The sequence below is a fragment of the Sphingobacterium prati genome (assembly GCF_013167215.1).
Classification (GTDB): Bacteria; Bacteroidota; Bacteroidia; order Sphingobacteriales; family Sphingobacteriaceae; genus Sphingobacterium; species Sphingobacterium prati.
Genome location: NZ_JABJWY010000034.1, coordinates 949,435 through 973,277, shown reverse-complemented (window position 1 = coordinate 973,277; position 23,843 = coordinate 949,435). Strand labels below are relative to the sequence as shown.

Annotated in this window: 21 protein-coding genes and 1 riboswitch; of the genes, 7 read left to right on the top strand and 14 right to left on the bottom strand. The window is 40.3% G+C overall.

Going from position 1 to position 23,843, the window contains the following annotated elements; translation table 11 throughout:
- Positions 1-175: 175 nt before the first annotated feature.
- From HPC41_RS14445 to HPC41_RS14400, 10 genes are all read right to left on the bottom strand, one after another.
- On the bottom strand, positions 176-919 hold the full coding sequence (locus tag HPC41_RS14445; protein ID WP_172394674.1) for a GIN domain-containing protein: 744 nt from the start codon (positions 917-919) through the stop codon (positions 176-178).
- A gap of 226 nt (positions 920-1,145) precedes the next feature.
- Positions 1,146-1,799: a thiaminase II gene (gene tenA / locus HPC41_RS14440; protein WP_172394673.1), complete on the bottom strand. Its 654-nt coding sequence runs from the start codon at positions 1,797-1,799 to the stop codon at positions 1,146-1,148.
- Positions 1,783-2,625 (bottom strand): bifunctional hydroxymethylpyrimidine kinase/phosphomethylpyrimidine kinase, encoded by an 843-nt coding sequence (thiD, locus tag HPC41_RS14435; protein ID WP_172394672.1) that lies wholly within the window; start codon positions 2,623-2,625, stop codon positions 1,783-1,785. The genes tenA and thiD overlap by 17 nt, the downstream gene beginning before the upstream one ends.
- Entirely contained in the window at positions 2,622-3,254 is a 633-nt protein-coding gene (thiE, locus tag HPC41_RS14430; protein ID WP_172394671.1) for a thiamine phosphate synthase, read from the bottom strand. Before thiE ends, thiD begins: the two co-directional genes overlap by 4 nt.
- A complete protein-coding gene (gene thiM / locus HPC41_RS14425; RefSeq protein WP_172394670.1) occupies positions 3,244-4,047 on the bottom strand; it encodes a hydroxyethylthiazole kinase in 804 nt (267 codons plus the stop codon). Before thiM ends, thiE begins: the two co-directional genes overlap by 11 nt.
- 79 nt (positions 4,048-4,126) lie before the next feature.
- Positions 4,127-4,219: riboswitch (TPP riboswitch) on the bottom strand.
- A 243-nt stretch (positions 4,220-4,462) separates the two neighbouring features.
- A complete protein-coding gene (locus HPC41_RS14420) occupies positions 4,463-5,293 on the bottom strand; it encodes a VanW family protein (RefSeq protein WP_172394669.1) in 831 nt (276 codons plus the stop codon).
- 401 nt (positions 5,294-5,694) lie between these two features.
- Positions 5,695-6,537, bottom strand: coding sequence for a hypothetical protein (locus tag HPC41_RS14415; RefSeq protein WP_172394668.1), 843 nt, complete (start codon positions 6,535-6,537; stop codon positions 5,695-5,697).
- 134 nt (positions 6,538-6,671) lie between these two features.
- A complete protein-coding gene (locus tag HPC41_RS14410) occupies positions 6,672-7,415 on the bottom strand; it encodes a dienelactone hydrolase family protein (protein ID WP_172394667.1) in 744 nt (247 codons plus the stop codon).
- 168 nt (positions 7,416-7,583) lie between these two features.
- A complete protein-coding gene (locus HPC41_RS14405; RefSeq protein ID WP_172394666.1) occupies positions 7,584-8,432 on the bottom strand; it encodes an NAD(P)-dependent oxidoreductase in 849 nt (282 codons plus the stop codon).
- A gap of 152 nt (positions 8,433-8,584) precedes the next feature.
- Positions 8,585-9,211: a Crp/Fnr family transcriptional regulator gene (locus tag HPC41_RS14400; RefSeq protein ID WP_172394665.1), complete on the bottom strand. Its 627-nt coding sequence runs from the start codon at positions 9,209-9,211 to the stop codon at positions 8,585-8,587.
- 416 nt (positions 9,212-9,627) lie between these two features.
- Between HPC41_RS14400 and HPC41_RS14395 the strand changes: the two genes are divergently transcribed.
- The 3 genes from HPC41_RS14395 (at position 9,628) to HPC41_RS14385 (ending at position 13,992) form a co-directional block, all read left to right on the top strand.
- A complete protein-coding gene (locus tag HPC41_RS14395) occupies positions 9,628-12,240 on the top strand; it encodes a TonB-dependent receptor (RefSeq protein ID WP_172394664.1) in 2,613 nt (870 codons plus the stop codon).
- 100 nt (positions 12,241-12,340) lie between these two features.
- A complete protein-coding gene (locus HPC41_RS14390) occupies positions 12,341-12,724 on the top strand; it encodes a hypothetical protein (RefSeq protein WP_172394663.1) in 384 nt (127 codons plus the stop codon).
- Positions 12,725-12,795: 71 nt separating this feature from the next.
- Entirely contained in the window at positions 12,796-13,992 is a 1,197-nt protein-coding gene (locus HPC41_RS14385) for a tetratricopeptide repeat protein (RefSeq protein WP_172394662.1), read from the top strand.
- A gap of 132 nt (positions 13,993-14,124) precedes the next feature.
- Here the strand turns inward: HPC41_RS14385 and HPC41_RS14380 are convergent, their stop codons facing one another.
- Positions 14,125-14,982, bottom strand: coding sequence for a prephenate dehydrogenase (locus tag HPC41_RS14380; protein WP_288813450.1), 858 nt, complete (start codon positions 14,980-14,982; stop codon positions 14,125-14,127).
- 148 nt (positions 14,983-15,130) lie between these two features.
- On the bottom strand, positions 15,131-16,291 hold the full coding sequence (locus HPC41_RS14375; RefSeq protein ID WP_172394660.1) for a pyridoxal phosphate-dependent aminotransferase: 1,161 nt from the start codon (positions 16,289-16,291) through the stop codon (positions 15,131-15,133).
- 269 nt (positions 16,292-16,560) lie between these two features.
- Between HPC41_RS14375 and HPC41_RS14370 the strand changes: the two genes are divergently transcribed.
- From HPC41_RS14370 to HPC41_RS14355, 4 genes are all read left to right on the top strand, one after another.
- Entirely contained in the window at positions 16,561-18,384 is a 1,824-nt protein-coding gene (locus HPC41_RS14370) for an ABC transporter ATP-binding protein (protein ID WP_172394659.1), read from the top strand.
- A gap of 133 nt (positions 18,385-18,517) precedes the next feature.
- On the top strand, positions 18,518-19,717 hold the full coding sequence (locus HPC41_RS14365; protein WP_172394658.1) for a radical SAM protein: 1,200 nt from the start codon (positions 18,518-18,520) through the stop codon (positions 19,715-19,717).
- Positions 19,718-19,734: 17 nt separating this feature from the next.
- Positions 19,735-20,361, top strand: coding sequence for a histidine phosphatase family protein (locus HPC41_RS14360; RefSeq protein ID WP_172394657.1), 627 nt, complete (start codon positions 19,735-19,737; stop codon positions 20,359-20,361).
- On the top strand, positions 20,354-21,082 hold the full coding sequence (locus HPC41_RS14355) for a menaquinone biosynthetic enzyme MqnA/MqnD family protein (protein ID WP_172394656.1): 729 nt from the start codon (positions 20,354-20,356) through the stop codon (positions 21,080-21,082). Before HPC41_RS14360 ends, HPC41_RS14355 begins: the two co-directional genes overlap by 8 nt.
- An 88-nt stretch (positions 21,083-21,170) precedes the next feature.
- On the opposite strand, the gene HPC41_RS14350 is transcribed toward HPC41_RS14355, so the two are convergent.
- Both HPC41_RS14350 and asnA read right to left on the bottom strand, forming a co-directional pair.
- The gene (locus tag HPC41_RS14350) at positions 21,171-22,475 is read right to left on the bottom strand and encodes a DEAD/DEAH box helicase (protein ID WP_172394655.1); all 1,305 of its coding nucleotides are present in this window, start codon (positions 22,473-22,475) and stop codon (positions 21,171-21,173) included.
- A 132-nt stretch (positions 22,476-22,607) separates the two neighbouring features.
- Positions 22,608-23,615, bottom strand: coding sequence for an aspartate--ammonia ligase (gene asnA / locus HPC41_RS14345; protein WP_172394654.1), 1,008 nt, complete (start codon positions 23,613-23,615; stop codon positions 22,608-22,610).
- Positions 23,616-23,843 lie beyond the last annotated feature (228 nt).

Here is a 23,843-nt window from a genome sequence, read left to right as displayed (position 1 = left end):
ATATCCGGTGAATTGGCTCCTGTTAACAGGCTGTTTGGGAATAAACTAATCCAGTTTCTGATCGATGAGGATAGGGCGGACAAGCAAAAAAAGGTGGCACTGGGGAGGGCGCCACCTTTAGCTAACTAAACATTAAACATAAATAAACAGTCTTTTTTAAAGACCTAAACTAAAATTAGATAACAATTCGGCCACTTGTCGATTTGTCAACCTGGACATTTCGTGGCTTATTTTTTAAGGAGATCTTTGCCGAAGTAGAGACTTTACCGCGCAGATTATCCTTAACACTTAGGGTTACACCTGAGGATGTGCTGGCATTGACCTCTGCATTGCTTGTTGTAAAAGAAGCCATGTCCACCGATGTAGAGGAGTTGGCACTTAAACTCAGATTCGTCGCGCTTCCTGCAATCTCCTGTTTGGACGAACTTGTTGAATTCACCGTTAGATTCTTTGCACTTACGTCGGCCGTTAATTTGCTTGAGGAACTTGTGGACAGCGTGATATCATCGGCAATTAATTTTTTAAGCGAAATGCGGGCGGACGAAGAAACACTTACAGCTATTTTGCTGGCTTTTATCGTTTCGTTGCTGTAGATTGATCCGCTCGAAGAAGCAGAAAAACTTGTCGGAATCTTACTTGAATATACCGTGACACGGTTGTTCCTTGCATTTCTGATCTGTGAATTTCGTTTATATTGCACATGTAATATACCATTTTTGACATTTGTCTCTATTAATGACAGATGTTCTGCATTGTCAGCTTCAAGAACAACTTCATTACGGTTGGAGTGAATGTAGTCAACACGTAGCGATGTAGCTGCCGAAATGCCATCCGGAGCAGAAATCTTACGGGTCTCACGTTCTTGTGCCTGAGCCACATATAAAAATGAAATAAAGGCGATGGTTAAAATTCTTTTCATGGTTTTGTCTATTAGTAATTTTTAATTTTATGCGATTATAATTTTTATTTTGATGTCGAAAAGCAGCCTCATTTCCTTCCTTACGTATTATAATAGTGGTGCCAAACTTTAAAAACCATGTAAATCGCTGATAAATAGCTTGTTTTACTTTTAGACGTTTTTTCCTATTGCCCATTTATGAACAATTAGTGTTCGCTATCGAACAATTTAACTGTTGTTTTTGTGGCTACCACATTCTCTTTTCGTAAGCTGCTTGCCAGAAATGATATTCCAATCGGGAAGCTGTTACAAATACTTGTCGCATTTTCTCCCGATTTGTTGCAGTAGTTTCTTCAGAAATTTGATCGACGTAGTTTTTGGCTTTGTTCACGCCTTCGGCGAAGTCCTCACCACTATAGGTATCGATCCATTTGGAATAGGGGTTTTGGTTGCCACTGGCGATCGAAACGATGTGGTCGCCAACTTCTTTATAAATCCAAAAGCAGGGTAAAGTCGCGGCCATAGCGACTTCAATAGGTTCAAATGCGGCTACACTTTTTAAAAAGTGCACGTAATGGTGGCAAACGGGTTCTATCTTGTTGTCGTCTTCCGGATCCAGACCAAATTCTTTAAAATAGTTTTCATGGAGGGCTTTTTCGACGATAAGTGCATTGCGTCCGAATTCAAAATAATCCAGGGCTTGTTGATTATCTGCACTCTTTGCACCAATAAAAGCTAAGACTCGTCCAAATTCCTCTAGATAGAAAGCATCCTGACGCATATAGAATTGAAATTTATCCAGGGGTAAGCTACCATCGCTCAGTTCTGAAATAAAAGGCATCGTTATGATATCTGCGTAAATAGGTTTGATCGTATCCCATGTTTTATCGCTCCATTTCATGAAAAATAAGTTTAGAAGGGTTGTGAAAATGATTAAGTGGCCCATTTCCTTTGCCAATAACGAGATCTTTACTTCCTTTGATTGCCTCGTGGACATAATCTAGTGCGATCGCAACAGCCTGATCAAGTGGTTTTTTTTGCGCCAACTGACTGGCTATTGCCGAAGAAAGTGAGCAACCCGATCCATGTGTATTTTTGCTGTCAATTTTTTGTGATTTAAATTCCAATGGTGATGCGTTTTGCTGAAAGAGGAGGGAAGTGAGTTCGCTACTTTGAAGGTGCCCGCCTTTAAGAAGAACTGACTGACACCCTTTTTCAAGAAGTTCAAGGCCCGCTTTTTCCATTTCTTCGACCTTAGTTATGGTTCTTCCGACAAGTACACTGACCTCATCCAGATTGGGGGTGATCACTGTTGTTTGTGGGAAAAGTCGGTCTACGCAAGCCTGTATCGTATCGTCATGAATTAATTTATGGCCACTTGTAGCTACCATTACAGGGTCAAATACAATTGTTCCACGGTAGTCTTTCAGGTAGTTGCTGATGAGTTCGACGAGTTCAATGTTGTGAACCATCCCGATTTTGATCGCATCCGGATAAATATCGTCGAAGATTGCATCCAGCTGCTCTCGGACTGCTTGAGTAGGGATTTCGTAAATATTGCGTACTCCCTGTGTATTTTGTACTGGTAAAGCTGTCAAGACGTTCATTGCATAGCATCCTAGGGCCGATATGGTTTTCGTATCCGCCTGGATGCCAGCTCCGCCGCTACCATCAAATCCCGCTATGCTCAGGACAGTGGGTACAGTGTATTTTTTTGTTATGTTCATGTTAATAATTCCTTTAATTGGGCACTACGTTCCCTTGGATCGTTACTTTTGCAAATCGCTGATACGACAGCAATTGAATTTGCTCCTGCTTGCCATGTACTTTCGATCGTATCCAGGTCCATGCGTCCAATGGCGATCAGGGGTTTTTCGGTTAAATTCCGTACCTGGCACAATCCGCTGATTCCCCATTCTGTAATGGTATCCGTTTTTGTTTTTGTTGCAAAAATGGGGCTCACACCAAGCTGATCTACCGCTCGCATCTGTTCGCTGTCCAGTTGTGCAAGATTCTCAAGTGACCAGCCAATTTGAATCTGCTGTCCATATTTCTCCCGTATTTCCAAAGGTTGACAATCATTCTGTCCAACATGTACACCCCAAGCTTCAATTTCGAGCGCTATACCAACGGCATCATTGATGATCAATGGGATCCCATAGCGGTCGGTGATCCGCTTCAGCTTTTTCGCTTTTTCTAGAAATCGCGCCGGAGTTTCGTTTTTTTCACGCAACTGAACAATATCCACACCGCCGTGGATGGCTTCCTCAGCAACATGAAGCCAGGATTGTGGGTAGCAATCCTGTTCAGAAATAACTAGATACAGTGGATAAGGAAACAAGGGATTAATTGCCATATTGTTTAATGTTGAGATCAGCTTTGATGCGATCAGCATTCAGCTGATAGAGCTCATCATAGATGTTCACCTGTAGGGAACCAGGCCCCGGGGACTTGGCCGCCGCCAGTTGACCCGCGAGACTCAAAAGGGCGACTCCGGCTGTTGCTGCTTCAAATGGTTGGTCTGCAATACCTAAAAATGCGCCGATCAGTGCAGTTGAACTACAGCCCAGTCCTGTCACCTGCGTCATCATCGGATGCCCATTGTGTACTTCCACTGTATATTGTTCAGATAGGATGTAATCTATCTTTCCGGAGATGCAGATGATTGATCCCACTTGTTCCTGCAGTGCTTGGCCATATCCAACAGCAGCTTTACTGTCTGCGGTGCTGTCCACTCCTTTGGTATTGACCTGGTTGAAATTGTAAAGGCTCATGATTTCCGAAGCATTTCCCCGTATAACCGTTGGCTTTAATTCCAGCAGATTTGCTAACAGATCATTGCGAAAAGCCGATATACCAGCTCCTACAGGATCTAATACCCAGGGGCGGCCAATGTTATTGGCGTGTTCTGCGGCGACAAGCATGGACTCGGCAGTAAGTTCACTCAATGTGCCGATGTTAAGGACCAATGACTGGGCAAGATCAACAACCTCGCGCACTTCGGATGGACTGTGAACCATGACTGGGGAAGCTCCAAGTGCAAGGAGTGCATTGGCAGTGCTATTCATGACCACCAAATTCGTAATATTATGTACAAGTGGTTTTTGTCGTTTGACCTGTGCTAACAGATCGATAATTAAATCTTCCATTCCTTTTTGTTCGCTATGTTTGTTGGTGGCTTTGTCAGGAAGAAATGAGACAGATAGGCTGTCAGGTATATCGCAATATACATAAGCGGTTGCTTTTCCCTACGCCGGTATAAACCGAATCAGGTTCGAAGGGACTATCTCAATTCCATACAGAATACCCCCAAAGCCACATCAAATTTAGACAAAAAAAAGGACTTTTTAAAGCTTCTTTATTACGTAATCTCGGAATAGTAAAACAAGCTATTAACCAATAGGCCCGTGTAAGAACATATTTTCGATCTAATCAACTGAGGAGAAAATAGACCATGTGCATGTACAGCGAAACCATGTGCCAGAAAGATCAAAGGCAGGCAGGTCTTTTGCTAAAAAGTTGTATTGCTCTCAACGCTGCATTCGGTGTACTTAGCATAGCATCCTATTTTTCAAGTCGCAATTCCATATAGTCAGACGGAGTATAGGTGACACGGGCAAAATTTTTTGTCAGGAGTTCTGTGTCAAGAACCTTTCCGCCCTGAAATTTTAGGAACTTTTCTCGCCAGATTTCATTTTTCCGGTAAAATTGATCTCCTATTTTAAGGAATTGATGTTCTTTTTCAAAAACATGGTAAGCGAAATCGAGTTCCTTATTGACGCGTAATTCACCTTCAAGACATTTTTCGGTAAACCAGAGGTTGATCTGAAATGTATAGTCCGTGTTGTTGGTAAATTGATAGTCACGATAGTTATAAAATACCGTCGCGCCGCTACCGAAGGGCAACACACGGCCATCGTCAGGAAAAGGGTCAAACGAATGATGATAGCGCTCTGTGACTGTCAGGGGGCTATGGATAACAAGCCAATGGATCAGATTGGAGATCTGGCAGATTCCACCGCCAATACCTGCCCGGGCTTCCCCGAAAGACAATTCCATCCCCGGAAGATAACCTTTTTTTTGCGTAGGCTGCCCAACGAGTTTACAGAATGAAAATATTTCGCCAGGGTGAATAAGTATACCGTTGATCTGCTTTGCTGCAATCTTTAGGTTGGTCACTTTATTGATCTGCAGCTGCATATTGTTTTCTCCCAGCTTCTTTAATAAAACAGACTGGTGCTTTTTGATGCGGTACTGCAATGCTGTTGTAGACTTGGTTTTTGTATAGTTTTTATTGTCCAGCAACCAAATGGCCTTTCTTTGTATTCTTCTTGCCCAGACAGCAAGAAAATACAGCAAAGGGTGACGTTGACTTATTAATTTCCGTTTTTTCACTAATGATGAATAACTGTTTATTGCGTTGAAGAAAAGTTGGTCATAGGACAATGATTTACTTTTATTTCAGGTCGCGAGTTTTAATTATTAAGAATTGGATTAACTTTCCTTTGTATTGTTTTAGAAGTGATTTTATTCTGTTTGTCGAATACACTGCTCTCATATTGGTAGTCGCCCAGTTCTTTTGAGACTATTTTCATGTCCAATGTACCATCACGATAAAATAGGTAGGTAGTTTCGTTGTCTTGTACAGCTATTTTGGTTTCAGCAGTGAGCTTCCCCGCTGCGTCAAATTCCTGCCGCGAAGAGAAATCGCTTGCTTTTGGATCATCATATTAATACAGTCTTCGGTTTTCGATGGCGTTATTTAACCCCGAAACTTCTTCAATAAGCTGACCATTTTAATTGTAACGGTGGTCGATCCAATTCATCCGTTGGTAAGCGAAATGAATGGATTCCTCTCGGACCAGTTGATATTGATTATTTAAATGATAGATGGATACGCTTTGTCGCTCGGCATCGCTAATGAGAATAGTATGCGGTAGGTATTGGTAAATTGTACTGTATGTCCATTTGCTGTTGTAAAGCTGCTGTATCGAATCGATTAATCCCCATTTGTTGTAAAAATATTTGGTGTAATAGTTGACTCCATTAGATAAATTGTTCGTTGATAGCTCTTTGCCTTTCTGATAAACAATCGTCATAATGCCGTTGGGTTTTTCGGGGTTCTCCCCTGTAAAAGTCTGCGAAATGTAGGTTCCGTCATATCTACCTTTTTTCTGATTGGAGTAGATCGGAAGGTTGGATCGGGAGATGATTGCCTTAGCATATTGCTTGGATGGTTTAAACGGAATAGCTGCGATGGAATCGAAGAATAGTTTCCCATCGTATTTAAGTGTTTTTTGAGGCGTACTTATCAGCTTATTATTTGTCAATATTGGCTTTGCGGCCTGGAGATAGCTTTGGCTACCATAGATAACTTTTGGTCGGCTCTGACCATCAAACAGGATCATGGCATTTCGTTGTTTGAGGGTCGGTACATCCACTGTCCACTTACGCTTGTTGACAAAAAAAGTAAATTTTTGGGCATCTGTCTTTGTAACTAGGAGCTTAGTCGTGCTATAGGGAACTTGTCGAATAATTTCATTTGCCTTTTGATCATGGAGACGCATCGCGAAATCCGTTGATTTATCGGATTCATTGGTAACGAACAGGATCGCTTGGCTAGGCGCTCCGATTTCCATTGATTTTATCGTTTGAGATCGTGCTACAGCCGTACAGAACAGGAGTGCCAATAACTGGAAAATGATCGATTGGGGCTTTATTGATCTGGAATGACAGTTCATTTAAATAGGGGGGGACTTTGGCTTTATATGTTTTAGTTTAGTACTTCTTTGAGGAATAGTAAAGTATGCTCCCAAGCACGTTTGGCCATAACAGGGTTATATTCTGGTGATTCCGGATTGGTAAAGGTATGGCCAGAATTGGCATAGGTAATGATCTGCCAGTCTGCTTTTCCTTCATTAAGTTCCTTAACCAATCCATCATAATCTTCTTTTGATACACTTTTGTCAGCGGCAGGATGTTCAACCAATACTTTCACATTGATTGCTGCATTAGGTCTGTCGACTGATTTGGAGAGCCCACCATGAATACTGACTACAGCAGCGACAGGAAAACCAGCGCGTGCTGTTTCCAGCGCTCCGGTTCCCCCAAAGCAGTAACCAATTACTGCAATTTTTTCGGGATCAGCTCCAGCTTCCTTCAATTGTTTCAGTGCAGCCGCAATGCGCTGCTGATAGGCCTTGTAGTCTGCTTTATAATGGCTGGCGATTTTCGAAGCCGCCGTGTTGTCTGTAGGGATATTTCCTTCACCATAGATATCGGCAATGAGAGCAATATAACCTTCTTTTTCAAGTTGTAAAGCGGCTTGTTTTGCTTCATTGTCTATGCCTTTCCAAGCGGGTAAAATAAGAACCGCAGGTCCTTTTTTATCAGCATTGGACGTGATAAGCCCATTTAGTTGCTGTGTTCCATCTTTATAGGATACCTGTTTTAACTCCTGTGCTTTCATGCTCATGGTAACAATAGTCAATAGAAAAAATGTTAAAGCTGTTTTCATCTGTTCCTGTTTTTATTCGATAGATGTTGTTCGCGATTAAATGAAGTTTTAACTTCCGCCAGTTCATCTGTTATTCGATTTGATTAAACCATTTGTTTATGATTGTCCTTTAAGGTAACTGCCTTGTGTAAAGTAGGGGCCTTAATATGTGTATTAACCCTTATAAACTCAGGATTGTTTTATAGATTCAATAATTCCGATCACATCCAATTGTCCCAGACCTTTTTCATGTGCTGCCTGGTAGGTGTCAAGAAGGGTTCCGAGCAACGGATAGGCTGCGCCCGCCTTTTGGGCCAATCGGATATCTTTTAACATCAGCTCCAGTGCAAATGCTGCGGTATAATTTCCTTCGACGAGCAATGGTGTTTTTACTTTTGTTGCTCCGCTACCACTGGCGCTATCGTTGATAATCTCTAGCATTTCACTGCGTTCAATCCCCAATTGATCGGAGAATAAGATGGTTTCGGCTAAACCCTGATAGATGATTGATAGAAAGTAATTGATGGCAAGTTTTGCGGCAATACCTTTGCCATTTTCACCAAGATGTTTAATGGATTTACCCATCTTTTCTAGGTAAGGTCTGGCACGCTCAAGATCTGTTTGTTCTCCACCCACCATAATGATCAGTGTACCTTCTGCGGCAGGCTTGGTACTTCCGGCCACGGGTGCATCCAGAAAAGTGGCCCCTTTTTCTGCTAGCTTTCGGGCAAGATCAATACTTGCGTCCTGTGAAATGGTACTCATATCCACAAATAATTTTCCGCTGATAGGCTGTTCAAGAATTTTACCATAAACCTCCTGAACTGCAGTATCGTTGGTCAACATCGTAAACACAATAGCATTGGCATTGACCAGATCAGAGACTTTTTCGTAAACAGCTGATTGCGCTTCGAAATCTATTGTTTTTGTTATATTTCTGTTATAAACGGAAAGAGGGAAACCTGCTTTTTCTAGGTTTTTTGCCATAGGGTGGCCCATATTTCCCAATCCTATAAATCCTACGTTTTCTGTTCTCATATTAAATTAAATGGTGTGAATCGAGTATTCTCTTACCAATAAAGGTACAAATGTTTTTGGATTCATATGGCTCAAAGCAATAATAGGACTATGCAGCTTTGAGATCCGCCCGATCGGCCACGATATTCGCTGGTTATAATGCGATTTTGGATCTAAATCAATACTCTGATTTCATTCCTGAGCAGTACAATTTTATCTTCATTCTCCAATTTTTTTAAGATCCGCGAGACCACTACACGTGAGGTGGTCAGATCGGATGCAATATCTTGATGAGTAAGGGTAAGAATCCGGTTGTTGGTAAGGTTTACTTTGGCTTTCAGGTAATTTAGGATACGTTCTTCCGTATTGGAGAATGCCAGATTATCTACCGCCTGGAGCATCTCATTCATCCGGCTGGCATAACTTGATATAATGAAATTCCGCCAGGAAGGATATTTTCCCATCCAGTTATTGACCTGTTCATTGGGAATCATCGCCACGGTAGTATCTTTTTCCGCCCACGCACGAATTTCACTTTTTTTATTACCCATACAACAGGCAATGGACATGGTGCAAGTTTGTCCTTGCTCAAGATAGTATAGCAGGAGTTCACCTTTCGTTTCATCCTCCCGAACCACTTTGATCGCACCTGCTAGCAGTAGGGGCATGGCTCTGATATATTGATCAGTATCAATAATCAGATCACCTTCATGGAATGTTCTGATTCGTGCAGTCTGTGTGATTTCTTCAATTAATGCAGGTTCAAGAACGCCCGCGTAAGCTTGTTCAATGGACAACATAGTTTTTTATTAATACTTAAATATAGCCATTTTGACCTTAAGGGGCGCTTTGTTTGACTAAAAAATGCTAAGACCTTATTCTTGCTATAATATTTGCTATTGTAAAGGCAACCTCAGGTAGCTATCCGGATAAAAAACAGAAATAAAAGAATATGTTGAGTTATTCAAAGAAGACAAAATTTTATTTTGTCTTCTTTTCGTATATTTCCATTGAAACCATATTTTTATTGTATTTCTATTAACGCGCTGATTTTTGATTTGCTGTTTTGATCTTAAAATCACGCTTAATCTATGGAAGTGTAAAATTCGAAGTGAATATAAATGGACTGATTATAGTTATGCTTATGTTAAAATTAGTTAAAAAGACAATCAATTCCTAATTTTGCGGCACAAAAAACAAAACAATCACATCTAACATGAAAAAGTCTTTACTTTTTTTTGCACTTGTTTTTGCTAGCTATGGATCAATTCATGCACAAACGGCAAATACAAGTTCGATTTCAGGAGTTGTTAAGGAGGCTGCTGGACAAACAGTTAAAGGAGCAACCATTAAAATCACCCACATCCCAAGTGGACAGGTAGTAAGCGGTTCTGCCGATGCTCAAGGAAAATTTCAAATTTCAAATCTTCAAGAGGGTGGTCCCTACAAAGTGGAAGTGACCTACATTGGTGAAAAACCAGTTGTCATTGAAAACATCATGTTGAAATCGGGCGAATCGTTAAATATAAATCCGACTTTTTCGGAAGAATCTTCAACGAATTTAGATGAGGTTGTTATCGTTGGGCATGGTGTTATTGATATCGCTGTGGGTAGAAAAACACCGATTGCGGTATCAACAATCCACAAAAAGGATTTAGAAGAAAAAGTAGGGGCACAGGATATTACTTCAGCTTTGGCCAACACACCGTCTGTTTATATTACTGGCCAGGCAAAAGGTTTTGGTGAGTCGTCTATGACTACACGTGGTTTTGACCAATCTAATACCGCATTTTTATTGAATGGTCAACCGATCAATGGCATGGATAATGGAAGTGTTTATTGGTCAAACTGGTCTGGGCTTACTGATATTGCCTCATTGGTGCAAATTCAACGTGGTTTGGGCGCTTCCAAATTAGCGATCTCGTCTGTTGGGGGGACTGTAAACTATGTAACGCAATCTACTTCAATGAAAGAAGGTGGCTTTGTAAGGACAACTGTCGGTAATGACATGTTTATGAAAGCCACTGTCGGTTATAATACTGGCCTCATGAAAAATGGATTTGCTGTTTCGGCAATGTTCACCCAGTGGTCTGGTAATGGTTATATGGATCATACCGAAGGTGCGGGACAGAGCTATTTCCTATCTGTAGGTTACAAAGCTAGCGAGAAGCACAACTTTAACTTTATGGTAACTGGGGCTCCGCAATGGCATAATCAAGGGTATACCTCAAAACTGTCAAACTATCTAGAATTTGGTAAACGATATAATGATAATTACAAAGATGCCAATGGTGTCATGATGAATGCACAAAAGAATTTTTATCATAAACCAGTGGCTAATTTAAACTGGGATTGGACTATCGATGATAAATCTTCATTATCTACTGTTGCGTATGCTTCTTTAGCTGCAGGTGGTGGCCAAGGACTAAAAAGTGATAAATATAACAAAGAAAAATACCTGGCTGCCGATGTGAACAATCATCAATGGTTTGGTGTTGTTTCAAACTATAACCGCAAGCTTTCAGAGTCTTTGAATTTTAATATCGGTTTTGATGTGAGGGATTATAAGGGAACGCATTACCGTAAATTGACTGATCCACTTGGCAATACAAATGGTGTACTGCTAGGTGGAAATATCAATATTACTGATCCGGTATATCTGACTAATACGTATTCAACGAACCCTTGGAAGGCATTCTCAAGCAAACCGGATTCGCGCGATGAGCGACTCGCTTGGGACTATAACCAATACATCCGTTATGGAGGTTTGTTTGGCCAATTGGAATATGCTAAAAATGGATTTACAGCATTTTTCCAGGGATCCGTCTCTGAACAACAGAACAAACGCTATGATTATTTCCAATACACACCTGGAAATGAAAAGTCCAAAACAGTAAACAACTTTGGATATAACGCGAAAGGTGGTGTAAGTTATACTTTGGGTCAACATAGTATTTTTGCTAATGCCGGATATTATTCCCGTCAGCCTTATCAAAATAATATTTTCATGAATTATGCAAATGATATTAATGAAAATGCTGAAAATGAAAAAATTCTTGGTTTAGAAGCCGGTTATAAATTTGCTTCCCGATTCTTGGATGTCAATTTGAACGTTTATCGCACGACTTGGGAAAACCGTGTTACGGGTAGTTCAAGATTGGCAACGGATAAAGATGTTGCTAAATATAATCCAACAAACGATCCGAATATTCTGCTTGCCGGACAATTTATTTATACGTCAAATTATGGTGTTAAACAGGATCATAAAGGAGCAGAATTAGATGTTGCGGCACGTCCATTCCATGGTTTGACTTTAACAGGATTCGCATCAATCGGTGATTGGAAATACGATGGAAAAGTTACGGCTATTGAACGTAATGATAACCGTGTTGAATTGGGTAGGGAAGAGGTCGATTTGACTGGAGAACATGTTGGGAATGCAGCACAAACAACATATGGCTTTGGTGCAAAATATGTTGTATTCAAAGGTTTTTCTGTGGATGGTAACTACAGACAATATGACCGTCTGTACTCGTCAAGACACAGGACAGTTGAAGAGGACGGTAAAAAAGTTGGACGTGTAATGGAACTTCCTTCGTTCAATCTGTTGGACGCCGGATTATCCTATGAGGTTAAAGTAAGCGATAAAAATACGATGAGCTTCCGCGTTAACATGAACAATGTGTTAAACAAATTCTATATCTCTGAAGCGACCTCAAGTACAGTGACAACAGACGTCAACAATACCTGGAATGGCATCGATACCTCCAATTTCGTATTAATTGGTCAAGGTAGAACTTGGAATGCTTCTGTTAAGTTTACATTCTAATAGAATCTTATTATTGGCAAAAAGACTCACATTATTGTGGGTCTTTTTTTTGTTTTTTAATAAAAACTTAATACTTTTAGGTGATCTAACTGTCGACCTGATGTTGCATAAATTAATTTGTCTGGAAAATTTACAGATAGGTACCGTTTATTTTTCTGCTTTTGTGGTAAACCTGGATGGTGGAAATACAGGTTTTGCTTTATTTATTAACCAAGAAAATGATCCGATTTTTATTTTTCGAAAAGAGAAGAAAAATGAAGTGTCTTTTCATGTAAACGAAGAACAATTCTTCTGGATTGTAAAAAACAGTCAGTTTACGGCTGATGAACGCCAAAGTTTTTTTGCAGAATTTGTGGAATTTCTCCGTTTAATGGAAGATAAAGTCTCTAATTATGTTTTTAAGCGTGAAAAACTTGTCAGATTTACTAATTCAAGGGATATCGTTCGGTATAAATATCTTTATTTGACCGGTGAACTGAATTAAAACTGCTTTTTTAAACTGGTCTTGCAGGTTGTTAAATTTCTTTTCTATTGAAATTTAGCTTAGTTTTGGGTATGAAGCAACTGATATCAAATCTATCTGTTACCCTCCGGGGTAATGCTTTTACAGAAGCGGATTTTAAACTTCCGCCTCCTGTATTACTTGCTAAGTTTTCTTTTTTGCCAATTTCGTCTTTTTTTCCAACGGATATCATTTCCTTCTCCCAAGATGAGTTTGATCACATTCACCAAAAGGATATTAAGCTCTTATTAAGAGGATTTTTTATCGGAATCATTGGTGGTGGTGATCCTGTACAGCTTTTGGAAGAGGCGATTGATTTGGCTAACAGTGTGTTGGCTTATAGTTACCTTGGGCTCTATTATTTTAAAATACAGGCTTATGATCAAGCTATCGCCGTCTATACTAGAGCAATTGAGTTATTTAAGGAAGAACCCTATTTTTATGCAAGCCGCTGTCTGGTCTATCGCATTATTGGCGAGGATGAAGGTGCATTTTATGATTACCAAATCGCTAAACGATTGGATTTTAATTATCACAGTGTATTGGAATGGCAGGAAAACCAGGCTGAGGTAAGCTATTTTGAAGCAGAGAATCTGGTCATTCAAGAATTGGAATCTACACAGAAAAATCTCAGTACGGATGAATTGAACTCGTTGGGACTTGAATATGTACATTGTTATGATTATCTGAAGGCGATCGAATTGTATACCATGGCCATCAGTAAAAATGCGACAGATGATAGTAATCTCTTCGTTTTTAGAGGAAGTCTCTACTTGAAATTAACCTGTTTTGAACTGGCTTTGAATGATTTTAACCGGGCGATCGAATTGGATGGAAATCAAACTGCGGCCTATGTATTCCGGGCCAAGGTATTTGAATCATATCGTTATTCCGAAAAAGCACTACAGGATTACGCAAAAGCCGAAGAAAATGACCATAACTCATCGATCGTCTATGAAGAACGGGCCTCTCTATTCGAGCGTCTGGGCTGTCTGCCCGAAGCATTGTCTGATTTTGACCGGTTGGTCGAACTGAATCCTGAGGACTTTTATGTGTATTCTCTACGCGCAGATCTTAAGGAAAAACTAGAGGACATGCACGGTGCGTTGGTTGATTATTCGATGGCTATCGAGTTAAATCCTTATTATTCAGATTTATATTCTTATCGCGCTGCGATTAAAGAAAAGTTGGGTGATTTTGCGGGGGCAAAACTGGATTTGGATAAGTTTAACGAATTGGAAGATGAATAAATAGCAAAGGTTCCGGCAATGACGAAGGAACCTTTGCTATTTTATGTTTTATTCAAAAAGGATCAACAGCTTTTTTTTTGAGTCATAATAGAATGATCGGGCAACCGAAGTTCCGGTCTCTCATTTCGATCGCTATTTAATGATTCGTTTAATCTTATTTGAACGCTTGATCAGTTTGTGTAACTTGTCATAATCTTCACTGGCGATTGAATCATGTAAGGACTGCAGCTGTTTGATATGTTCCTCCAGTACTTCCAGTACATTTTCCCGATTCTGTTTGAAGATAGGGGTCCACATGTCGGGTGAACTTTTTGCTAGGCGTACGGTAGATTCAAAACCTGAACCTGCCAGCTCAAAGATACGTCCCTGCGATTTCTCCTTCTCTAGGACCGTTAGGGCTAATGCGAATGAAGTGAGGTGAGAGATATGTGAAACATAGGCTGTATGTACATCGTGCTCGTCCGCGTTCATGAAGCAGGTGCGCATCTCCAGTTGATCGGTGATTGCATCGGTGATTTCGAAAGCATCTTCGTCTGTCCTGAAGGCCTCGACATAAACCATCATCTTCCCTTTAAAAAGACCTGCAACAGCAGCCTCCGGACCCGAATATTCTGTACCCGCCATTGGGTGGGCAGCAAGATAGCGACCTCTATTTGGATGATCTTTGATTTTGTTGAGTATGTTAGTTTTAGTTGACCCCATATCGATAACAACTTGATCGGTGACCTGATCAAGAATCTGTGGAACAACCTGCAAAATAGCATCAACAGGAATAGTCAATATAAGTACCTTACATGCTTTTATTGCATCTTCTAAGGTCATTGCTTCGTCGATAAAGCCTATCTGCTTGGCTTTGTCAAGATTTTTCTCACTTTTATCTACGCCGATAATCTTACTGCAGAATTTTGTTTCCTTTAGGCGAATGGCAACTGATCCGCCAATTAAACCTACGCCTACGATGGCAATATTCATATGTGAATAATTATTAATTCGTGTTTATTGTATGTATAAATGCTTCACATTTATTTTACGGGCTCTCGAAGCCTGGTCTTTTTTGGTATCAAATGAAATAGCTGTTTTGTTTTTCGTCACCACGGGCTATTTCATCTGATTCAAATGTTTACATTGAAAATTACCGTCAAAAGCTTTCTTTGATACGTTGGATGGATTCTTCAAGAACTTCTACTGTGGCACAGAGACTGATCCGGATGTATTGATCTCCACCATTCCCAAAAATGCCTCCGGGTGTGATAAATACCCGAGCTCGGTCCAAGACAGCATCGCTAAGTGCATAACCATTTATGTAGGAATTTGGAATCTGAGCCCATACAAATAAGCCTACCTGATCTTGTTGGTATGAACAGCCCAATAGTTCCATGATTTCATATACCTTCTGACGCCTATCAGCATAAATTTTGTTTAAATCCTGGTACCAGGATGAGTCCAGCTGCAAGGCTTTTGCCGCCGCTAGCTGGACGGGGAGGAACATCCCCGAATCCATGTTGCTTTTGAATCGCAGCACCTGATTGATCCGTTCTTCCGCACCAACCAATACCCCGACTCTCCAGCCGGCCATATTGGATGATTTGCTTAAAGAATTTAATTCGATCGCAACCTCTTTGGCTCCGTCCACGCTCATGATACTACGTGGTTTATCCGTCAGGATAAAACTATAGGGATTGTCATGACAGATAAGTATATTATATTCTTTTGCAAACGCAATCAGTTCATTATAGAACGCATCCGAGGCCGAGGCACCCGTAGGCATGTGCGGATAATTGATCCACATCAACTTGACCTTCGATAGATCTTGTTTGCGAAGTTCGCTAAAGTCAATCAGCCAATTTTTTTCCTGTGTAAGCTTGTAAGTTATTGCTTCTGCTCCACTTAATCTTACTGCTGCAGCGTAGGCTGGATAGCCGGGATTAGGGATTAAAGCTTTGTCTCCTTCTTGGAGGTAAGTCATGCAAATATGGACGATTCCTTCTTTCGATCCAATGAGCGGTAAGATCTCCGTATTCGGATTAAAAGTAGCGCGATAATAACGTTGATACCAATCTGCGACTGCTTGCCTTAAGGCCGGAGCTCCTTTATAATTTTGATAGCCATGTACATTTGGAAGTTGAGCATTATCGTTCAATGTCGCGATTACCTCCGGATGAGGGGGTAAGTCAGGACTTCCGATCCCTAGATTGATTACACGTGCACCCTGCTTGTTTAATTCATCTATTTCTCTTAATTTTTTTGAGAAATAGTATTCTTCAGTGTGCTGCAATCTTTTGGCAACGTCTATTTGCATTTTATTTTTAATAATTTGGTATTTGAATGAAGCTAAATTAGGGAATTATCTATAAAATGTAACTATTTTTGTCTTTTTTTCAAACGAGTATCCCATTTGTCATTTATCATTGAGGTGCAACAATTTTATTGAAAAGTAGTGCATGCGTACTTTTCTTGATTAATTTGTTATTTTTGTTCAATTTCCTCGCTAAAAGAAATCTTAATGGAAGAGGAGAGATCGACAAATTACTTTTTTGTATAAAATAAATTTGTCTTAGTTCAAAATTAATGAAAACATATTTTAGGCTCTTATCATTCGCTAAACCCATTGAGAAATTTGCAATTCCGTATGTAATCTGCACGTTGATTACGGTTGTTTTTAGCACATTAAATTTAGCATTACTCGCTCCATTACTCCATACACTTTTTAATACAGGCGAAGCTACTGTCGAAGCAATAAAACCCGAAACTTACACCGATATTTTAGCGTGGTTTAATTATTATGCTAGTATGGCAAATGAACAGTTGGGTGCTTATGGCGCATTAAAGTACGTTTGTATTGTTATTGTAATTTCTGTATTTATAAGCAATCTTTTCCGCTATTTCTGTCAGCGGATCATGGAGAATTTTCGGATTCATACCTTGTTAAAGCTCCGTAGAGCTGTATTTGATAATGTAATGGACCTACACGTTGGCTATTTTACAGGGCAACGCAAAGGGGATATCGTCTCAAAGGTGGCATCCGATGTACAAGTGGTGCAGTATTCGGTCACAGGTACATTGCAAGTGGTATTCAAAGAACCTTTGCAATTGATCGCTTATATCGTGATGCTGTTTAATATTTCAGCGAGACTGACCTTCTTTTCGTTGCTGGTAATTCCTATTTCGGCATTTTTTATAGCCCGGATTGTAAAGAATCTGAAAAGTCAGGCGCGCTCGGCACAGGAGTCCTATGGAAACATGATTTCCTATCTGGATGAAGCATTATCAGGTGTCAAAATCATCAAAGCCTTTAATGCGGTTTCTTTTATCAAAAATAGATTTCACAACGAGAATGAACGCTACGCTAATATCGGGCGTGCCATGGCTAAGCGACAACAAATGAGTTCACCTGTCTCGGAGTTATTGGGGGTCATCATGGTGGCAATCATTTTGTTATATGGTGGACATCTGGTGCTTTCAGGAGATCAAAGTTTGACCGCCCCTGCATTTATTGCTTACATTGCTATTTTTTCACAGGTCATGCGTCCTGCAAAAGCATTGACTGATGCCTTTAGTGGTATTCATAATGGTCTTGCGGCTGGAGAAAGGGTATTGGAACTGGTCGATGAGCGGAGTGAAGTGACCGACAGGCCTAATGCAAAAAAAGTTGAAAGTTTTGCACGAAATATTGTTTTTAAGGACGTGAATTTTGCTTACACGAAGGATAAGAAAATCCTTCAGGGAATAGACCTGACGATTGAAAAGGGGAAAGTAGTTGCTTTAGTTGGTCCTTCTGGAGGAGGAAAATCAACATTGGTTGACCTCATCCCTCGGTTTATGGATGTTACCGATGGTCAGATCCTTTTCGACGGCATTGATTTAAGAGAGCTGGATCAGGATTCTTTGCGTAATATGATCGGTGTGGTCAATCAGGAATCAATTTTATTTAACGATACCATTTTTAATAATATCGCATTTGCTAACCTGTCTGCCAGTCAGGAGGAGATCGAAGCTGCAGCGAAGATCGCCAATGCACATGAATTTATTCTAAAAACAGATCATGGGTACCAAACGAATATTGGCGACAGAGGGGGTAAATTGTCCGGTGGACAACGACAGCGGATCTGTATCGCACGTGCAGTGCTGAAAAATCCACCGATCATGCTACTGGATGAGGCAACTTCGGCTTTGGATACCGAATCTGAAAAATTGGTACAGGATTCACTCTATAAATTGATGGACAATCGGACAACAGTCGTTATCGCCCACCGTTTAAGTACCATTCAGAATGCGGATAAGATCGTTGTGATCGAAGCCGGAAAGATTGTCGAAGCGGGGAGCCATAGTGAATTATTGCAACATGATGGCTTATATAAGAAGTTGATTGAGATGCAGCAATTTACAGATTAAGGATATTGTTTTGATAAAGTTTTAATGGTCTTTATAACAGGGAAAGAATACACAGCTTAATAAGTGTTATCACATTTTTATTATAACTTTTGTTGCCTTTTCGGTACATTTGTTTAAGATAGGAGATACATTAATGAACGCATTAGATAAATTAAATTTCTTGATCAACGATAAAAATTTAGACGTTGAGTTAAGAAATATAGCGGAGAAAGTTTTGCGAGAGGAGCGTATCACTTTTGATGAAGGAGTTCTTTTATATGAAAAAGGTGAATTGGGTTATCTTGGTGTCTTAGCCAATTACATTCGTGAGAAACGTCATGGAGACCATACTTTTTTTAATCGTAATTTTCACATTGAGCCGACCAATGTCTGTGTATATGACTGTAAATTCTGTTCCTATTCCAGACTGATCAAAGAACGCGCCGAAGGTTGGGAGATGGAGGTTGATGGTATGATGGACATTGTGAGAAAATATGACAATGAAGCTGTTACAGAAGTGCATATTACAGGTGGTGTGGTTCCGAAACAAAATCTCGAATTTTATGCAGATTTTTTCAAAAGATGCAAAGCGCACCGACCGGAACTGCATATCAAGGGACTGACCCCGGTCGAATATTATTACATTTTCAAGAAAGCGAAGTTGAGTCATTATGACGGCCTGAAATATTTGCAGTCTTGTGGTCTGGACTCAATGCCCGGAGGAGGAGCAGAAATTTTTCATCCGGAAATCAGGGAGCAGATTGCGCACGACAAATGTACTGCAGAACAATGGCTGGACATTCATGAGCAGGCGCATCGCCTGGGGATGCATACCAACGCAACGATGTTATATGGTCACATTGAGCAGTTTTGGCATCGGGTGGATCACATGGAACGTTTGAGACAGCTTCAGGACAAAACGGGTGGATTTCAAACATTTATTCCGTTGAAATTTCGGAATAAGGAAAACCAGATGTCACACATCTCCGAGGTTTCGGTGATCGAAGATTTAAGAAACTATGCGGTTGCACGGATCTATATGGATAATTTTGACCATATCAAAGCTTATTGGGCGATGATATCGAGAGACACGGCGCAATTATCGTTGGCTTTCGGTGTAGATGATATCGACGGCACCTTGGACGATACGACCAAAATTTATAGTATGGCCGGTGCGGAGGAACAGAAACCCGGAATGACTACACAGGAGGTGGTGGAATTGATAAAGAAGGTAGGACGCCATCCCATCGAACGGGACACATTGTATCATGTTGTAACTGATTATAATGATGTGGTCTTCGACGAAGACTCCAAAAAGAAAAGTTATTACGCCCTACCTGTTGTGAACTCATAAATTAGATTATACCCATTTTGAAAAAGACATTTTATTTTATACGACACGGACAGACTGATCTAAATTTAAAAGGCATTGTGCAGGGAAGAGGAGTTAATTCCCCATTAAATGAAACAGGCATGGCCCAGGCTCAGGCTTTCTTTGAACGGTACAATACAGTGCCTTTTGACAAAGTATATACGTCTACATTATTGCGAACCCATCAGACCGTAAAAGGGTTCATCGACCAGAATTTACCCTGGGAGCAACTTGTTGGACTCGACGAGATTAGCTGGGGAATCTATGAAGGAAAGGAGCAAACGCCCGAATTACTGTCTGGCTTTGAACAATTGGTTGCTGCATGGCGCAACGGAGAATTGGATGTCAGTATTGAAAATGGAGAGTCTCCTCAAGCGTTGATGCAACGTCAGCAAGTTGCACTGGATCATATGTTAGCTCAGACAAATGAAAAAAATATCCTTGTTTGCATGCATGGTCGTGCGCTGCGTATTATGCTTTGCCTGATGACAGGTATTGATGCCCGATATATGGATGATTTTCCACACACAAATACTGCTTTATATAAATTGCTGTACGATAATGGTCAATTTGAAATTATAGATCATTACAATACAGATCACTTAGAAGCATTAATGAATGAATAAAATTAGAGTTTCAGCCGTATCTTACACAAACACTTATCCGTTTTTGAACGGAATACGTAAATCAAAGGTTATGGATCAGATTGATCTCAGTGTCGATTATCCGAGTGCCTGCGCACAAAAAGTAATAGATGACGATGCAGATATGGGAATTATTCCTACTGCCGCACTATTAAGTCTCCCTGAATATTACATCAATACGGATTTTTGTATCGGAACCGAGGGAGCTGTTGATTCGGTGTTTATTTTTTCCAATAAGCCTATTAAGGAGGTGGAGACACTCAAATTGGATAAGCAATCGCGTACTTCTAATGGACTTGCCCGTGTGCTGCTAAAGAATTACTGGAAGAGAGAGGTTCAGTTGATTACAGAGGACGGAATAGAGCCGGATGCCTATGTCCTGATCGGTGACCGCACCTTCGGTAAAAAGAATAGCGTACCCTATGTTTATGACTTGGGCAAAGAATGGTTTGATTTTACTGGATTGCCTTTTGCCTTTGCACTCTGGGTAAGCAATAAAAAGTTGCCCGAATCTTTTGTGAAAGATTTCAATGATGCGCTCGCTTATGGTGTAGCTCATGCGACTGATGTCATTGAAGGATTACCCGAATTTGAAGGGTTTGACTATACAAAATATTTAACGGCACATCTTGATTTTCACCTAACGGATAGAAAACGGGAAGCTGTACAACGTTATCTAGGCTATTTAAAAGAGCTCGATTGATCAATTAAAGTTTAGCGCGTTAGAAATAAAAAAAGAGGTTTGCCGGTAAACCTCTTTTTTTATACCTAGATACACGTCGTTATGCTTTCTAAGTTCTCCCAACTTTCACTTTTCGACCTTTGACCTTTTGTCCGTTTGCGGCATTAATGATCGTTAAAGCAAGTTTGCGTTTAACCGCAATATAGGCGACTTTGTCTTTGACTTCGATAATGCCAATATCGTCTTTTTCGATTCCGTCCAGATTCAGCAGAAAGCCAACGATGTCAATTTTGTTGATTTTGTCCTTCCTTCCCGCGCTGACATAAAGTGTCGCAAAAGGAGAGTTTTCGGGAAGATCATAAAAATCAGGGAATTCTTCTTCAGCTGTATCAGCGGAAATATAGGGATAATTTTCTTCGGGTTTTAATATCACATACACATCACCTTTGGCCTGCATACGTGCAGTCCGTCCGTTGCGATGGGTAAAGTCATCTTCCTTGTGCGGAAGTTGATAATGAATGATCGCGTCTACCTCGGGAATATCCAGTCCCCGGGCAGCAAGGTCTGTTGTAATCAGGACATTGTTGGAGTGGTTTCTGAATTTTAGCAGCGCCAGTTCTCTGTCCTGCTGCTCCAGGCCGCCATGAAAAATGTCATGAATAATATTGCGATTGTCCAATAATTCACTGATATGCTCTACAGCATCGCGGTGGTTGCAAAAAATAATCATTTTTTTTGTGCCGATCTTGCAGATAAGTTTTAATAGTGCTTCGAGTTTCTTTTGGCTGGTCGCGACTACTTTCTTTATTGTGATCCGTGGGATATTGTTTGCATTTTTCAGGAAATCGACAGTAATGGGATCCTGAATCTGTGTAAAGGCCGGAATCGTTTCCATTGTTGTCGCAGATGTCAATACGCGCGACTTTATTTTGGGCATATGCCGAATAATAAAATCCATTTGCTGATGAAATCCAAGTTCCAGTGACTTGTCAAATTCATCCAGTATTAAGGTATGGATCTGTGTCGGATCAAAATTTCCTTCTTCAAGATGCTGTTTTATTCGACCGGGGGTACCGATGAGAATAGATGGTGCATCTTTGAAAGCATTTTTCTCGATCCGGGTACTATGTCCGCCATAGGCGCAGGTCACTTTGTATCCGGATGATAGTTTTCGGATCACCTGTTCAATCTGTAAGGCAAGCTCACGGGTAGGCACTAAAACCAAAACCTGTACTTCACGGGCAATATCTTTTAGCTGTTGTAGTATTAATAGTGAAAAGGCCAATGTTTTTCCTGACCCCGTAGGGGAGAGTAGGATGAGATCTTTATCTTGTTGATAGGCGTCCAATACCTTTTGTTGCATTTCATTCAGGGATGAAATACTTAATTTGTTTAATATAGCTTCTAGCTGCATGGCACAAAAGTACGAATTAAAACGAAAAGGTAATCTCCTTAGCTGGATTACCTTTTTCGTCTATTTCGCAGGCTCTCATGTAAACAAATATTGTTAACAGTCTACAAATAACGATACTTAAGATGTATTAATTTAGAGTATATCAATACCTTGTTTGCGTAAGGCCTGTTTTTTATCTTCTTCCCAGATACTGACCTGTACTTCACCGATATGTTGTTTTTTTAGCATAAACATACATACGCGTGATTGACCGATACCGCCGCCCATCGATTCAGGCAATTCATCGTTTAGCAACATACTATGGAAAGTTAGTTTGGACTTTTCGCTGCAGTTTCTGATTTCCATCTGATGGGCTAATGCTTTTTTGTCGACACGGATTCCCATCGAAGAAAGCTCGAATGCGGAATTTAGAATAGGATTCCACACGAGGATATCGCCATTTAAACCCAGATAACCAGCATCATTCGCTGTACTCCAATCATCATAATCTGCTGCTCGGCCATCATGTGCCACACCATTACTCAGTGCGCCGCCGATGCCATATAAGAATACCGCGCCATATTCTTTTGTGATAGCATTTTCCCGTTCTTTGGCACTTAAATTAGGATATCTTTGTAGTAATTCTTCTGAGGAGATAAATGTAATGGTGTCCGGAAGAATCGCTTTTATCTGTGGGTATTTGCGCTCCACCTGTAATTCTGTAAATCGAAGTGATTCGTAGATGCTGAGTACGGTAGCTTTCAGCAAATCCAAATTACGCTGATCTTTGGCGATCACTTTTTCCCAGTCCCATTGATCCACATAAATGGAATGTATAGGCGTGTAATCTTCATCTGGACGAAGGGCTTTCATGTCGGTGACAATACCTTCACCAGGTAACATTTCAAGCTCTTTTAAGCGGACTCTCTTCCATTTTGCCAATGAATGAACAACGACAGCTCTTTTTTCATTTAAAGATTTGATCGGAAAAGAAACTGGACGCTCGATGCCATTCAGATCATCGTTTAAACCGGTACCATCCAGAACCACTAGCGGCGACGAAATTGGAATCAGATTTAATTTGTTCTTTAATTCTTGGACAAATGTATCTTTAACGAAGCTGATAGCAACCTCGGTATTTAAAAGTTTTCTTCCCTCCATATGAGTCATTGAAAAGCCATGTACGGATCATTGTACATCGCATCATTTTTCTTTTTCAGTTATTTGATACAAAAATATGAAAATATCATTTGTTTATATGTTTTGTTATTACTTTTGATATTTATCCATTAAAATGTTCAAATAATATAAATTTTATAAGAAAGTAGGGATTGGTCAATATTTAATTATAAAACTATTAATTTGACAACAGAACTAATCCTGGTCGGT

Coding starts and splice junctions, on each gene's coding strand:
- thiM (WP_172394670.1), bottom strand. CDS start 4,047: ATGGAAGATTTAATTATCGATCTGTTAGCACAGGTCAAACGACAAAAA.
- HPC41_RS14405 (WP_172394666.1), bottom strand. CDS start 8,432: ATGAGAACAGAAAACGTAGGATTTATAGGATTGGGAAATATGGGCCAC.
- HPC41_RS14370 (WP_172394659.1), top strand. CDS start 16,561: ATGAAAACATATTTTAGGCTCTTATCATTCGCTAAACCCATTGAGAAA.
- HPC41_RS14385 (WP_172394662.1), top strand. CDS start 12,796: ATGAAGCAACTGATATCAAATCTATCTGTTACCCTCCGGGGTAATGCT.
- HPC41_RS14375 (WP_172394660.1), bottom strand. CDS start 16,291: ATGCAAATAGACGTTGCCAAAAGATTGCAGCACACTGAAGAATACTAT.
- HPC41_RS14390 (WP_172394663.1), top strand. CDS start 12,341: ATGTTGCATAAATTAATTTGTCTGGAAAATTTACAGATAGGTACCGTT.
- HPC41_RS14350 (WP_172394655.1), bottom strand. CDS start 22,475: ATGCAGCTAGAAGCTATATTAAACAAATTAAGTATTTCATCCCTGAAT.
- thiD (WP_172394672.1), bottom strand. CDS start 2,625: ATGAACATAACAAAAAAATACACTGTACCCACTGTCCTGAGCATAGCG.
- HPC41_RS14400 (WP_172394665.1), bottom strand. CDS start 9,211: ATGTTGTCCATTGAACAAGCTTACGCGGGCGTTCTTGAACCTGCATTA.
- tenA (WP_172394673.1), bottom strand. CDS start 1,799: ATGAAATGGAGCGATAAAACATGGGATACGATCAAACCTATTTACGCA.
- HPC41_RS14365 (WP_172394658.1), top strand. CDS start 18,518: ATGAACGCATTAGATAAATTAAATTTCTTGATCAACGATAAAAATTTA.
- HPC41_RS14395 (WP_172394664.1), top strand. CDS start 9,628: ATGAAAAAGTCTTTACTTTTTTTTGCACTTGTTTTTGCTAGCTATGGA.
- HPC41_RS14355 (WP_172394656.1), top strand. CDS start 20,354: ATGAATAAAATTAGAGTTTCAGCCGTATCTTACACAAACACTTATCCG.
- HPC41_RS14445 (WP_172394674.1), bottom strand. CDS start 919: ATGAAAAGAATTTTAACCATCGCCTTTATTTCATTTTTATATGTGGCT.
- HPC41_RS14415 (WP_172394668.1), bottom strand. CDS start 6,537: ATGGAAATCGGAGCGCCTAGCCAAGCGATCCTGTTCGTTACCAATGAA.
- asnA (WP_172394654.1), bottom strand. CDS start 23,615: ATGGAGGGAAGAAAACTTTTAAATACCGAGGTTGCTATCAGCTTCGTT.
- HPC41_RS14410 (WP_172394667.1), bottom strand. CDS start 7,415: ATGAAAACAGCTTTAACATTTTTTCTATTGACTATTGTTACCATGAGC.
- thiE (WP_172394671.1), bottom strand. CDS start 3,254: ATGGCAATTAATCCCTTGTTTCCTTATCCACTGTATCTAGTTATTTCT.